General features: G+C 42.1%; 15 protein-coding genes. 5 read left to right on the top strand and 10 right to left on the bottom strand.

Annotated elements, in window-relative coordinates:
- Nucleotides 1-178 precede the first annotated feature (178 nt).
- The 5 genes from BLS59_RS10575 (at nt 179) to BLS59_RS10595 (ending at nt 4,178) form a co-directional block, all read left to right on the top strand.
- Nucleotides 179-697 (top strand): SMI1/KNR4 family protein, encoded by a 519-nt coding sequence (locus BLS59_RS10575; protein WP_091148879.1) that lies wholly within the window; start codon nt 179-181, stop codon nt 695-697.
- Between the two features lie 130 nt (nt 698-827).
- Nucleotides 828-2,225, top strand: a complete 1,398-nt coding sequence (gene fumC / locus BLS59_RS10580; RefSeq protein WP_091148881.1) for a class II fumarate hydratase — start codon at nt 828-830, stop codon at nt 2,223-2,225.
- A gap of 167 nt (nt 2,226-2,392) precedes the next feature.
- Nucleotides 2,393-2,833, top strand: a complete 441-nt coding sequence (locus BLS59_RS10585; RefSeq protein ID WP_143014100.1) for a fumarate hydratase — start codon at nt 2,393-2,395, stop codon at nt 2,831-2,833.
- 44 nt (nt 2,834-2,877) lie between these two features.
- Complete coding sequence (locus BLS59_RS10590) at nt 2,878-3,672, top strand: S1/P1 nuclease (RefSeq protein WP_091148888.1); 795 nt, start codon at nt 2,878-2,880, stop codon at nt 3,670-3,672.
- 68 nt (nt 3,673-3,740) lie between these two features.
- Nucleotides 3,741-4,178, top strand: coding sequence for a low molecular weight protein-tyrosine-phosphatase (locus BLS59_RS10595; RefSeq protein ID WP_091148890.1), 438 nt, complete (start codon nt 3,741-3,743; stop codon nt 4,176-4,178).
- 3 nt (nt 4,179-4,181) lie between these two features.
- On the opposite strand, the gene BLS59_RS10600 is transcribed toward BLS59_RS10595, so the two are convergent.
- From BLS59_RS10600 to BLS59_RS10645, 10 genes are all read right to left on the bottom strand, one after another.
- On the bottom strand, nt 4,182-4,688 hold the full coding sequence (locus tag BLS59_RS10600; RefSeq protein ID WP_091148893.1) for a GNAT family N-acetyltransferase: 507 nt from the start codon (nt 4,686-4,688) through the stop codon (nt 4,182-4,184).
- Between the two features lie 167 nt (nt 4,689-4,855).
- On the bottom strand, nt 4,856-5,716 hold the full coding sequence (gene tatC / locus BLS59_RS10605) for a twin-arginine translocase subunit TatC (RefSeq protein ID WP_091148895.1): 861 nt from the start codon (nt 5,714-5,716) through the stop codon (nt 4,856-4,858).
- Nucleotides 5,717-5,792: 76 nt separating this feature from the next.
- Complete coding sequence (accC, locus tag BLS59_RS10610) at nt 5,793-7,127, bottom strand: acetyl-CoA carboxylase biotin carboxylase subunit (RefSeq protein ID WP_091148898.1); 1,335 nt, start codon at nt 7,125-7,127, stop codon at nt 5,793-5,795.
- A 122-nt stretch (nt 7,128-7,249) separates the two neighbouring features.
- Nucleotides 7,250-7,723: an acetyl-CoA carboxylase biotin carboxyl carrier protein gene (gene accB, locus BLS59_RS10615; RefSeq protein WP_091148900.1), complete on the bottom strand. Its 474-nt coding sequence runs from the start codon at nt 7,721-7,723 to the stop codon at nt 7,250-7,252.
- Between the two features lie 220 nt (nt 7,724-7,943).
- Entirely contained in the window at nt 7,944-8,933 is a 990-nt protein-coding gene (locus BLS59_RS10620) for a beta-ketoacyl-ACP synthase III (RefSeq protein ID WP_091148902.1), read from the bottom strand.
- Nucleotides 8,934-8,945: 12 nt separating this feature from the next.
- Nucleotides 8,946-9,884 carry a phosphate acyltransferase PlsX gene (gene plsX, locus BLS59_RS10625; protein WP_091148905.1) on the bottom strand — a complete coding sequence of 313 codons (939 nt, stop codon included), beginning with the start codon at nt 9,882-9,884 and terminating at the stop codon, nt 8,946-8,948.
- 16 nt (nt 9,885-9,900) lie between these two features.
- Entirely contained in the window at nt 9,901-10,092 is a 192-nt protein-coding gene (gene rpmF / locus BLS59_RS10630) for a 50S ribosomal protein L32 (RefSeq protein WP_091148908.1), read from the bottom strand.
- A 15-nt stretch (nt 10,093-10,107) separates the two neighbouring features.
- The gene (locus BLS59_RS10635) at nt 10,108-10,632 is read right to left on the bottom strand and encodes a YceD family protein (protein ID WP_091148910.1); all 525 of its coding nucleotides are present in this window, start codon (nt 10,630-10,632) and stop codon (nt 10,108-10,110) included.
- Between the two features lie 169 nt (nt 10,633-10,801).
- Nucleotides 10,802-11,575 (bottom strand): hypothetical protein, encoded by a 774-nt coding sequence (locus tag BLS59_RS10640; RefSeq protein WP_091148913.1) that lies wholly within the window; start codon nt 11,573-11,575, stop codon nt 10,802-10,804.
- A gap of 38 nt (nt 11,576-11,613) precedes the next feature.
- A complete protein-coding gene (locus BLS59_RS10645; RefSeq protein WP_091148916.1) occupies nt 11,614-12,351 on the bottom strand; it encodes an AAA family ATPase in 738 nt (245 codons plus the stop codon).
- Nucleotides 12,352-12,374: the final 23 nt, after the last annotated feature.

Raw genomic sequence — 12,374 nt, forward strand, 5'->3', positions numbered from 1 at the left:
CAATCCCCCTTTGTTTGCAATGGAAATGCAAGAAAAAAGGTACGTTTTAAGTTTGTGTTAGTTTACTTACAGTGCCCGGTTATTCGCCGCTTTTTTATGATATTGACGGTTTGATTTAAAAAAAACAGAGAATAAAGTCGTAAAATAGCAGAGACATTTAAAAGATCACAAGTGAGAAATGGAATTAACGACAAACATTATTGCCAAAAAATGTGATACGGTTTTAGATGAGCTATTATTGTTTGCCGACGACATAATTTCATTCGGACCTAGAATAACCGATAACCGACTGGAATTATTTGAGAAACTGCTTGGCTTTGAATTTCCGTTTGATTTTAAATATATAATGAAAAAGCACAACGGCATTTCATTAATGGGAACAGGTATTTGCGGATTAGATAATGAATTACTACTCGGCTCATCTCTTGATGAGATGTATAAATTTGAGCACTTTGAAGTGTACAATAAAATGCCCCTTGAATTTTTTCCCTTTTCGCCAGATGGGTTTGGCAATCACTATTGCTTTGATCTATCAAAACTTAGTGATGGAACATGCCCTGTTGTTTTTTGGCAGCATGATATTATTTATAATAATGATGAGGTAGAGGTGTGTTATTTGAATTTAACTGCCTGGATAAAGGAAGTGATGATTGATTGGACACTTGATGATACCAATTATGATGGAACGAGTAAATAATCTATAAGGTCTTTTATCAATCGCCCAATACAGGCTCGCCATCTCCTCCAAAATGTACTAAAAAGATTACCGTTACCGGTTCCCTTAGTACATATAAAACCATAACTTTGCCCCTGCAAAATTTAATACCATGAGTTTCAGAACCGAACATGATACTATGGGCGAGGTACAAGTACCTGCCGATAAATACTGGGGAGCACAAACAGAACGTTCACGCAATAATTTTAAAATTGGTCCCGAGGCTTCTATGCCTAAGGAGATCATAGATGCGTTTGCTTATCTGAAAAAAGCCGCCGCCTATACTAATACTGATCTTGGCGTACTAACCGCTGAAAAACGTGATCTGATAGCACAGGTTTGTGATGAGATATTAACCGGTGCGCTGGCATCAGAATTTCCGCTGGTGATCTGGCAAACAGGCTCGGGCACGCAATCAAACATGAACGTGAACGAGGTAGTGGCCAACCGTTCGCACGTATTACAGGGCAATAAACTTGGCGAAGGCAAAACCTTCATCCACCCGAATGATGATGTAAATAAATCGCAATCATCAAACGATACCTACCCTACCGCCATGCACATTGCAGCCTATAAAATACTGATGGATGTAACCATCCCTGGTATTGAAAAACTGCGCGATACTTTGCAGGCAAAGGTTGAAGCCTTTAAATCGGTAGTAAAGATTGGTCGTACCCATTTGATGGATGCTACGCCGCTTACTTTGGGCCAGGAATTTTCGGGCTATGTATCGCAGCTGAACCACGGCTTAAAAGCATTAAGGAATACGTTAGATCACCTTTCTGAACTTGCTTTGGGCGGTACAGCCGTAGGTACAGGCATCAACACCCCCAAAGGATATGATGTAAAAGTGGCTGAATACATTGCCCAATTCACAGGCTTGCCATTCATCACCGCCGAAAATAAATTTGAAGCATTGGCGGCACATGATGCCATTGTTGAAAGCCACGGCGCGCTTAAGCAAATTGCCGTTTCATTAATGAAAATAGCTAACGACATCAGGATGCTGGCATCTGGTCCGCGTTCGGGGATCGGGGAGATCCATATTCCGGATAACGAGCCGGGATCATCAATTATGCCGGGCAAGGTTAATCCAACCCAAAACGAAGCCGTTACCATGGTAGCCGCGCAGGTTATGGGTAATGATGTAACCATTTCTATAGGTGGTTCAAACGGTCATTATGAACTGAACGTATTTAAACCGGTTATGGCTGCTAACTTTTTACAGTCGGCCCGTTTAATTGGCGACGCCTGCGTATCGTTTAATGATCATTGCGCAGTTGGTATCGAGCCGAATTACGAAGGCATTAAAAAACACCTTGAAAATTCACTGATGCTGGTTACAGCCCTTAACCCGCACATTGGGTATGAGAATGCTGCAAAAATTGCCAAAACAGCATTAAAAGAGGGCAGCTCGCTCCGCGAGGCGGCAATTGGTTTAGGCTTGCTAACCAACGAACAGTTCGATGAGTGGGTTCGTCCCGAAAATATGATAGGCTCATTAAAATAAGAAGCCTCACCCCAACCCCTCTCCAATGGAGAGGGGCTTTTTATTTACTGAATAGCGCTCTACATATGCAAAAGATCTTTCGCCTTTTACCTTTAAGCTTTAACCTTAAAAGCGCCTTTTATCTTTTACCTTTCGCCTTTTACCTTCTCTTCATCAGTTCCTGCACTATGAACCCCAATTTGCAGAAGCCCGGCGAGAAATATATTCAGGGCGAATGGCAGCAGGATTCGGTGCCGGCGCAAAAGCGGCTGGTGGCCTATTCGCTTTATACTTTAAAATTCAGCTGCGACTCGTTTTTTGTGAAGATAAGCTCATACAGCAAGGTAAATTATGGTGCCGATACCTGCATGAACAGCGGGCATTGGGCCGAATACATCAGGGGCACTTATTCGCAAAAGCAGGATACACTGCACCTTAAAGGTCAGTTTTGTAATGCAGATGGTAGTTACAAGGATGAGAAGGGCTGTTTCCGCTCGGGTGATTATGAAGAGTTTTTTAAAGTAAAACATCCTGCCGATTCGGTTATTCAATTCCTGAGCACATCAAACGTTATACCTATCAACGCCCATTTAATAAAAAGAACAAGCTGCGTTCCGAAGCCATTATAGGCCGCAACGCCACCATTAAATATTAACGAACAATAAATTCAATTATGAAAACTACCTTTTTCAAAAAGATCATCCTGTTTGTAGCCGTATGTTACATCCCGCTGCAAAGCATGGCCTGGGGCACTAACGGTCACCGTATTTGCGGACAAATTGCCGATAGTTATTTAAGTCCAAAAGCGCGTAAGGCTATTGAAGCCATCCTGGGCAATGAATCCATCGCCATAACCAGCAACTGGGCCGACTTTATAAAATCAGACCCTACTTACAAATATCTGTATAACTGGCATTTTGTTGATTTCGAAAAGCCGTATACCTACCCGGATATGATGGCATTTTTAAAGCAGGACACCGCCGTAGATGCCTACACCAAAATGAACTTTTTAATTGCCGAACTTAAAAAACCCGGCATTACCAAAACAAACAAGCTGCTTTACCTGCGCATGCTGATCCATATTGTGGAGGATGTTCACCAGCCCATGCACACTGCCCATGCCGATGACAAAGGCGGTAACGACTTTAAGGTACAATGGTTTGGTAAGGAAAGTAACCTGCACTCGGTTTGGGATAGCCAGCTGATAGATTACCAGCAATTGAGCTATACCGAGTATGCTACCATGATAAACCATACTACCGCCGCCGAGCGTGCAACCCTGCAAAAAGACCCAATAAGCAAATGGCTTTTTGAAAGCAATCAACTGGCCGAAAAGCTTTATACCGATATTAAACCCGGCGACAACCTGGGCTACAAATACAACTTTGACCACATAGCCACCTTAAACCAGCAAATGCTTAAAGCCGGCGTTCGCCTGGCAGGTTTGCTGAATGAGATATTCGGATAATAAGCCAAAAGCTTAAGGCTTAAAGCAAAAAGCTTTTGGCCTTGAGCTTTTGGCTTTAAGCTACAAAAATGAAAATACTAATGGTTTGCCTGGGCAATATATGCCGTTCGCCGCTGGCGGAGGGGATTATGCAGCACATGGCTACGCAAGCCGGTTTAAACTGGGAAATAGATTCGGCAGGTACAGGCAATTGGCATGTTGGCGAAGGACCGGACAGGCGCTCTACACGCGCTGCACACAATCACGGGGTGGATATCAGCCAGCAAATCTGCAGACTGTTCAGGACGAGTGACTTTGATTATTTCGACCATATTTTTGTGATGGATAAAAATAACCTGAGCGATATATTAAACCTGACCCGTAATGATGAGGATGCCAAAAAAGTAAAACTCCTTTTAGGTGATAAAATAGTGCCCGACCCATATTATGACGATACCCAGTTTGAACCCGTGTTTACACTGATTGAAAGCGGGTGCAAGGTTATTATCAAAAAGCTAAACGGGTAGCTTTTACACTACCCTTATCGCTTTAAACATCGGCAACTCCTCGCCATACCAAAAGGTGCTGCCGGCACGCTTAAAACCGGCTTTTAGCAGTACTTTTTGTGATGCTGTGTTGTTGGGGTGGGTAACGGCACAAATCTCGGTAAGACCAATTTCAACCAGCCCGTAATGAACCAGTGCTTTTGAAAGTTCGGTAGCTATGCCCTGCCCCCAGTATTTAAAATGAAGGCGATAGCCAAGCTCAATACTGTTTGCGTCAGCTTCGCTGGGCTTTAGCATACAAACACCAATAAAGTCATTATCGGCAACATTAAACACGCCCCATCTGCCCAGGCCAAAACCAGCTTTATATTCTTTTAATGTATCCTTAAATACCTGTTTGCTTTCCTTTGGGCTCCGCTTCTTTACGTATTGGGTGAGCCTGTCGTCGGCATCCATCAACAAGGACAGGGATTCGTCTTCGGGCGTAAATTCACGGATAAGTAAGCGGGGCGTTCGGGTGATAATGTTCATGGCCTCCAAAAATATACAATTCGCCTATTTTTAAGTACCAGTTACAGTAAAAAGCGTGTCATTTAAGCTAAAAAGCACTAAACAATAAAAGCTGCACAAAGGCAGCTTTTATTGTAATTATATCTTGTTGTTTCATCTGCACATTAGCATATCTGAAACCTGTACATCTATTCTACGGCTTCGCCTCTTTTAAGCCTTCTTTTTTCAACTACTGCCGATACCATTATACCTACTTCGTACAAAACAAACAGCGGGATGCTTACTACGGTCATGGTCATCATATCTGGCGTTGGGGTTACAACCGCGGCAATAATCAGGATAATAACTATGGCGTAACGCCTGGTATCGCGCATGAATTTGGCCGTAAGGATACCCAGGCTTGATAATATGTAAACCAAAATAGGCAACTCAAATACAATACCGGTTGCCAGTGTGAGGGTAGATACCGAGGATAAGTAAGAATCAATATCAAACTTATTCTCGATAAGCGGACTAACGGTGTAGCCCGAAAGAAAGTTGATAGATTCTGGTGTAATTACGTAATAACCAAACATCACCCCCAAAATAAAAAGAAAGGTAGCATAAAAAACAAAGCCCGATGCGGCCTTGCGTTCCTTTTCATGCAGGGCCGGGCGTATAAAGCGCCAGATCTCAAACAATAAATACGGGAAACCTAAAGTTACGCCGATTAATAACGAAGAGTTGACCTGCAGCGTAAACTGCCCCGCCATTTCGGTATTAAGCAGGTGGATATTTATCTTATCGATACAAAAACCGGGGCGGTGAAAGTAATCACCAATATTGCAAAGCATCCGGTAAGTCCAAAAGGTGGGCTTGCTTGGGCCCATAATAACTGTATCGAAGATCCAGTCATAATAATAAAACGCGAAGCAGGTAAGTACTACAACAGCTATCGAAGCCCTTATCAAATGCCATCTTAAAGCTTCGAGGTGATCGAAGAACGACATTTCGGCTTCCATCGTTTTGCCTTTATCCTTTATGGCTTGAATTAATTTATTGTCGCTCATTGTATGTTAAATACCGCTGTGTAAACGCTATTGTGCTAAGTACGTTTTATTATATGAAGATAGTTTGAATTTATTTTTAAAATTCAAAGGTTTCCATAAACTTGGTGGTAAAGTTACCCGCGCGGAAGTTTGGATCCTGCAGTAATTTTAAATGGAAAGGTATAGTTGTTTTAACACCTTCAATCACAAATTCGCTCAGGGCACGCTCCATTGTGCTTAGGGCCTCATCGCGGGTTTGTGCCACGCAAATTACCTTGGCAATCATTGAATCGTAGTTTGGCGGAATAACATAACCTGTGTACACATGGGTATCTATACGCACACCATGCCCACCCGGCGAGTGGAAGTTGGTGATCTTACCCGGTGACGGACGGAAGTTATTGTAAGGATCTTCGGCATTTATACGGCACTCAATGGCGTGCATTGTTGGCTCGTAGTTTTTGCCCGATATAGGGATACCGGCGGCAACCTTTATTTGTTCTTTAATAAGGTCGAAATTAATTACCTCTTCGGTTACCGGGTGCTCAACCTGGATGCGGGTGTTCATTTCCATGAAGTAAAAGTTGCGGTCTTTATCAACCAAAAACTCTACTGTACCGGCACCCTCGTATTTAACGGCTTTGGCACCTTTAATGGCGGCCTCGCCCATTTTTTTACGCAGCTTATCGGTCATGAACGGCGATGGAGATTCTTCAACCAGTTTCTGGTGACGGCGCTGTATAGAACAATCGCGCTCAGATAGGTGACAAACCTTACCATACTGATCACCAACTACCTGAATTTCGATGTGGCGCGGATCCTGAACATATTTTTCAAGATACAAACCATCATTACCAAAGGCGGCGCCAGATTCGGCACGTGCAGAATCCCATGCGTTCTCAAACTCTTCATCTTTCCAAACAATGCGCATACCACGGCCACCACCACCGGCGGTAGCTTTAAGTATAACAGGGTAGCCTATTTTATTAGCTATCGCGATGCCCGATTTCACATCAGCAAGCAAACCTTCAGATCCTGGCACAATTGGTACACCGGCTTTTTTCATGGTTTCCTTTGCCGAAGCCTTATCGCCCATTTTGTTGATCTGATCGGCAGTGGCACCAATAAATTTGATTCCATAATCGGCACAGATGGCAGAGAACTTGGCATTTTCTGACAAGAAACCATAACCCGGATGGATAGCATCGGCATTGGTAAGCTCGGCAGCCGAAATAATGTTCGGGATATTTAAGTATGAATCGCGACTTGGAGGGGGGCCTATACAAACAGCTTCATCGGCAAAACGTACATGAAGGCTATCGCGGTCGGCAGTTGAATATACAGCTATTGTTTTAATACCCATCTCTTTACAGGTACGGATAATGCGCAGGGCTATTTCACCCCGGTTAGCTATTAATATTTTTTTAAACATCGTTTTTGAATGTGCAGATTACAGATGTGCAGATTTCAGATGATAAAAAATGCAGATGATATAATGATTAAATCAATAAGATTCTTCATCTGCACATCTGTAATCTAAAATCTGCACATCTACTAAATAGGTTCTACTAAAAATAAAGGCTGGTCGTACTCAACCGGCGATGAATTATCAACCAGTACTTTAACAATACGGCCAGATATTTCTGATTCAATTTCGTTGAAAAGCTTCATAGCTTCGATGATACAAACCACACTGCCGGCTTTAATTTCGTCGCCAACATTTACAAATAATGGTTTTTCAGGACTTGCAGAGCGGTAAAAAGTACCAATCATCGGCGATCTTACCGTAAGGTATTTTGACAGATCAGGAGCAGCCGGTGCAGCAGGCTCGGTTGGGGCAACGGGAGCAGCAGCAGGTGCGGCAGCCAATACAGGCGCAGTTTGTGCCGGGATGCTTGCGTGTATAAGCTGTGGCTGTGTCTCGTTGGTTTTTATAGTGATCTTAAAATCTTTTTGCTCAATTGACACTTCGTTTACGCCAGATTTCGACACAAAGCGAATAAGGTCCTGAATTTGTTTAATATCCATATTGGGGATTAATTGGTTTGGGACAAAGTTTAATTATCTAAGTTATGCAAATGTGCATTCTGAAGTGCAGATGTGCAAATTTCAGATGTGCAAATTAACCTCTTATTTTTTATATGATAAAATTAACGTTTATTATGATAGAGATGTTTTATTTTTCTCATCTGCATATTCATACCGGCATGTTGGCCATTTAAAATCTGCATATCTGAAATCTGCACATTTAATACGCCCATCTTAAATAAATGGAACCCCAGGTAAAGCCACCGCCAAATGCTGCTAATATAAGGGTATCTCCTTTTTTGAATTTACTTTCCCACTCCCAAAGGCACAATGGTATAGTACCGTTTGTAGTGTTGCCGTAACGTTCAATGTTTATGATAACCTTATCATCGCTTAAGCCGGTGCGCCTTGCAGTTGCATCAATAATACGTTTGTTGGCCTGGTGGGGTACCAGCCATTGTACATCTTCGCCTGTAAGGTTGTTGCGTTCCATAACCTCATGGGCCACATCGGCCATGTTGGTTACTGCAAATTTAAATACAGCCTGCCCTTCCTGGTAAGCAAAATGCTCACGGGCATCAACTGTTTCATGTGTGGCCGGCCTTACAGATCCGCCTGCTTTTTGGTGCAGGTAACTTACGCCCGAGCCGTCACTTTTTAATATCGAATCGATAATACCGTTGCCTTCGTCATTTGGTTCAAGCAATACGGCACCGCAGCCATCACCAAAAATGATGCAGGTAGCGCGATCCTGGTAGTTAGTTATCGACGACATTTTATCGCCGCCAACTACTAATACTTTTTTATGTTTACCACTTTCAATAAACTGCGAACCCGTTGCAAGACCAAATATAAAGCCCGAGCAAGCGGCAGAAAGATCATATCCCCAGGCATTTTTTGCGCCTATTTTGTTAGCCAAAATATTTGCCGTTGCCGGGAAAACCATATCGGGAGTGGTGGTACAAAAAATAATAAGGTCAATTTCATCAGCGCCTATTCCGCGTTTTTTTAACAGGGCCTGCACGGCAGGTACTGCCAAATCTGATGTGCCCAAGCCTTCGCCTTTTAATATGCGGCGCTCTTTAATACCGGTACGGCTGGTTATCCACTCGTCATTTGTATCAACCAATGTTTCCAGTTCCTGGTTGGTTAATACATAATCGGGAACGTAGCCGTGTACAGCAGTAATAGCGGCATGAATTTTACTCATCTTTTAGTTTTTTTACTGAAAAGCTTGTTTAATTTTATCAACCAACTTGCTCTCTACCATATTTTTTGATAGCAGCACCATGTTTTTAATAGCCTCGGGGCTTGATATGCCGTGACCAACAACAACAGGGGCATTTACACCAAGTATGGGACTGCCGCCGTATTGTTCATAATTGAATCTGTCAAAAAACTCATCTTTAAACTGTTTTTTGCGGGTTATAACATAAAACGTTTCTGCAAGCTTTAATATTACATTACCTGTAAAACCATCGCATACAAAAACATCGGCCCCTTCACTAAACAGGTCGCGGCCTTCAACATTACCAACAAAATTAAACAGGGTGGTTTCTTTCATTAAAGGATAGGTGGCCTGACAAAGAATATTACCTTTCTCTTCCTCCTCGCCAATGTTCATGAGCGCTACCCGCGGGTTATCAATATCATATACCGATTGCGCAAATAAGCTGCCCAATACGCCAAATTGCACCAGTACTTCGGGTTTGCAATCGGCATTGGCACCTACATCTAACAAAATACCCAAACCTCCTTTAAGTTTGGGTACAATAGTAGTCATGGCCGGGCGTACAACACCCGGTATAGTTTTTACACTAAACATAGCACCTACCAGCATTGCGCCGGTATTGCCTGCCGATGAAAATGCCTGTATTGCACCCTCTTTAAGCAACTGAAACCCAACCGAGATGCTCGAGTTGGGTTTTTGAACAATAGCTTTTGTAGGATGCTCGCCCATGCCAATTACTTCTGTTGTGTGTACAAACTCGAAGTTATCGGGGCTTACATTATTTTCCTGAAGAATAGTTACAGCAATTTCTTTATCGCCAATAAGCACCAGTTTTTGGCCGGCAGACAAAGCCTTATAAGCTTCGATTGCTCCTAAAACTGTTGCTTTGGGAGCAAAATCACCGCCCATAATATCTAAGCCAATCTTCATTCTAAGAAAATTAAACTTATGCTACAGCTGCTTTCTCTATCAGTACTTTACCGTTATAGTATACGTTACCATCAACAGTATAAGCTCTGTGTGGCAAATGTACAACACCAGTAGTTTGGCAAGTTGTTAAAGTTGGAGCTACAGCTTTGTAGTGAGTTCTACGCTTATCTCTTCTTGATTTGGATATTTTACGTTTTGGATGTGGCATGATCCTGCTTTTTTATTATTTATTTATTTTTTTGAGTACATCCCACCGTGGGTCTGTATCCTCAGTTTGTTCTTCATTTCCCGAAAGCGCATTAAGCTTATCGAGCATTTCTTTATCACAAGTTGAGTTGTTACCCTCATTGTCGCACACTGCTATAAATGGCATGGCAACGTTTATGTATTCATATATTAACCCCGCAAGATTGATCTCGTGATCATTTTTGCTAAGGGTGATGATTTCGTCATCCTCATCAATTGGCTCCTCGCTGAACTTTGCAATCTGCTGTTCGGTAATATGCAGCGGTTGCTGATATAGCGCCAAACACCTGTCGCAATTAGCTTCAACAGTGCCTTTGATGTCAAAATTCAGGATGATCATCGTCTCCTGTTTATCCAGTTCAACCTGGCATTGCAAGTTAGCCTTTTTAACCAGCGAATATTCAAACTCGCTAAAAAAAGCATCGTCAACAACAAAATCAAACTGGTGTTTCCCCAGTTTAAGACCCGTAAAAGGGATCGAGTATGTTCTAAGCGATTTCAATGAGCAACAATTAGCCCGCAAATGTATGGAAAAATACCATAAGTGGAAAGTGTTTTTGAAAAAAGGCGAAAGGGTAAAGGTGAAAGGCAAAAGGTGGGGAAGTGCAGGCTCACAAACGGCTCGTGTTACCGGGTAATAAATAAGCGCCGGGTGTTGAGTTAAATATCCCTTATCGGATGCTAAGCATTTTGTACAATTTACGAAGCGCCTTATCACCAAGCGGTTGCTGCCCCGCCAGGAAAAGCCTTATCTCTTCTTCAGTGGCAATAAACGGCGTTAAATATTGTGGTATTATTTCCAGCTCTTTCATCATATACTTAACAACATTCAGCATATCTATTTCTGGAAGGATAAGTTTGCTTTGTTCGTAATGCACTATTAAAGGGATCAGTAATGCAAGTTCATCAAATTCTGGCACACCAGGTAGTACATTAAAGATTTCAACGGCCCTGTTTAGCGCGTTTTCGTATTCGGCTTTGGTTTTAAAATCAAGATCGCTTTCTATGTAGGATGTTTCAGCCGTTTCTACTAGTTTTCCAGCGGGATAAATTTCTTCTGGCTCAACTATATTATCGGGATGCCCTGGAACAGGGACCTCAATTGACATCTCAAAACTCACTTCAACTTCCCATGAGTCAGGATGCAAAATTTTGTACTCGTCACGCTTTGCCTGTTCACGCGCAAGTTTTTCATCTATTGAACCTGCCCATAAAATACACGTAGTTTTAAGCGCATAATTGCCCTGGTATTCTACCTGGTATCCTCCAGTAGCCAAACCTGCTCCCCCCGTCCAAAACATTTCATGGGGTGTATGTTCAAGTTGCCGGGCCATCGATTCATTTTCTCTTGCAGGAAATTCCCTTAACCAGTTTAAAAACGCAGTTTGAGCTTCGGGATGCAGTTCAATATATTCGGCTATTTTATTTTTAGCGATCAGATACATAGTACTTTTATTGGTGAAATATCGAGATAAAGCTTTGCTTAATTATCGAAAAGGATCCCGGTCATTTCCTTATAGTTGTTCAAGAAATATTTAGTGACCATAAAGTGTTCTGTTTCTTCGTATTTAACTTTTTTGATCCCCGTTTCATCAAGCTGATAAATAGTGGCGTTAGGATAAGCCAGCAAAATAGGCGAATGAGTAGCAATTATGAATTGAGAGTTTGCATTAACAAGGTTATTAATGGCAGATAAAGCGGCTAATTGTCTTGAAGGAGATAATGCCGCCTCGGGCTCGTCAAAAATATAAAGCCCGTTTCCTTTGAGCTTTTTTGTTAAGGTAACCATAAATGATTCGCCATGAGAGCATTGATGTAAGGATTTAACGCCATAATATTTCTCAAATTTCTCTTCGTCGCTAATTTCTTCCATGTAAGTGGCCACATTATAATAGCTTTCGGCACGTAAGAAGTAATAGTCTACAGGTTTTTTAAAGCTTTTTACCCCCGTTAAATAACCAGATAACGGCGATGCATTGTTATGTGTTTGAACCTGCACATTTTTAGTTCCGCCCTCAATACCAAACCCCATATTTAGTGCAATTGCCTCTATCAATGTTGACTTTCCGCTCCCGTTCTCCCCAATAATAAAAGTTACATCCGGGTGGAATTGTAGCGACGACAAATTTTTTATAGCAGGGATATGAAAGGGGTATTGGTCAAAAGATGAGATCAAATCGCGTTTGAGCAATATTTCTTTTAAATAAGGTTTAGCTTCCATAGTGTTTGATCCGGAAATGTGCA

The sequence above is a fragment of the Mucilaginibacter pineti genome (assembly GCF_900101875.1).
GTDB classification, from domain to species: domain Bacteria; phylum Bacteroidota; class Bacteroidia; order Sphingobacteriales; family Sphingobacteriaceae; genus Mucilaginibacter; species Mucilaginibacter pineti.

Coding starts and splice junctions, on each gene's coding strand:
- BLS59_RS10645 (WP_091148916.1), bottom strand. CDS start 12,351: ATGGAAGCTAAACCTTATTTAAAAGAAATATTGCTCAAACGCGATTTG.
- BLS59_RS10600 (WP_091148893.1), bottom strand. CDS start 4,688: ATGAACATTATCACCCGAACGCCCCGCTTACTTATCCGTGAATTTACG.
- tatC (WP_091148895.1), bottom strand. CDS start 5,716: ATGAGCGACAATAAATTAATTCAAGCCATAAAGGATAAAGGCAAAACG.
- BLS59_RS10575 (WP_091148879.1), top strand. CDS start 179: ATGGAATTAACGACAAACATTATTGCCAAAAAATGTGATACGGTTTTA.
- BLS59_RS10590 (WP_091148888.1), top strand. CDS start 2,878: ATGAAAACTACCTTTTTCAAAAAGATCATCCTGTTTGTAGCCGTATGT.
- BLS59_RS10640 (WP_091148913.1), bottom strand. CDS start 11,575: ATGTATCTGATCGCTAAAAATAAAATAGCCGAATATATTGAACTGCAT.
- BLS59_RS10585 (WP_143014100.1), top strand. CDS start 2,393: ATGAACCCCAATTTGCAGAAGCCCGGCGAGAAATATATTCAGGGCGAA.
- fumC (WP_091148881.1), top strand. CDS start 828: ATGAGTTTCAGAACCGAACATGATACTATGGGCGAGGTACAAGTACCT.
- plsX (WP_091148905.1), bottom strand. CDS start 9,884: ATGAAGATTGGCTTAGATATTATGGGCGGTGATTTTGCTCCCAAAGCA.
- accB (WP_091148900.1), bottom strand. CDS start 7,723: ATGGATATTAAACAAATTCAGGACCTTATTCGCTTTGTGTCGAAATCT.
- BLS59_RS10595 (WP_091148890.1), top strand. CDS start 3,741: ATGAAAATACTAATGGTTTGCCTGGGCAATATATGCCGTTCGCCGCTG.
- BLS59_RS10620 (WP_091148902.1), bottom strand. CDS start 8,933: ATGAGTAAAATTCATGCCGCTATTACTGCTGTACACGGCTACGTTCCC.
- accC (WP_091148898.1), bottom strand. CDS start 7,127: ATGTTTAAAAAAATATTAATAGCTAACCGGGGTGAAATAGCCCTGCGC.
- rpmF (WP_091148908.1), bottom strand. CDS start 10,092: ATGCCACATCCAAAACGTAAAATATCCAAATCAAGAAGAGATAAGCGT.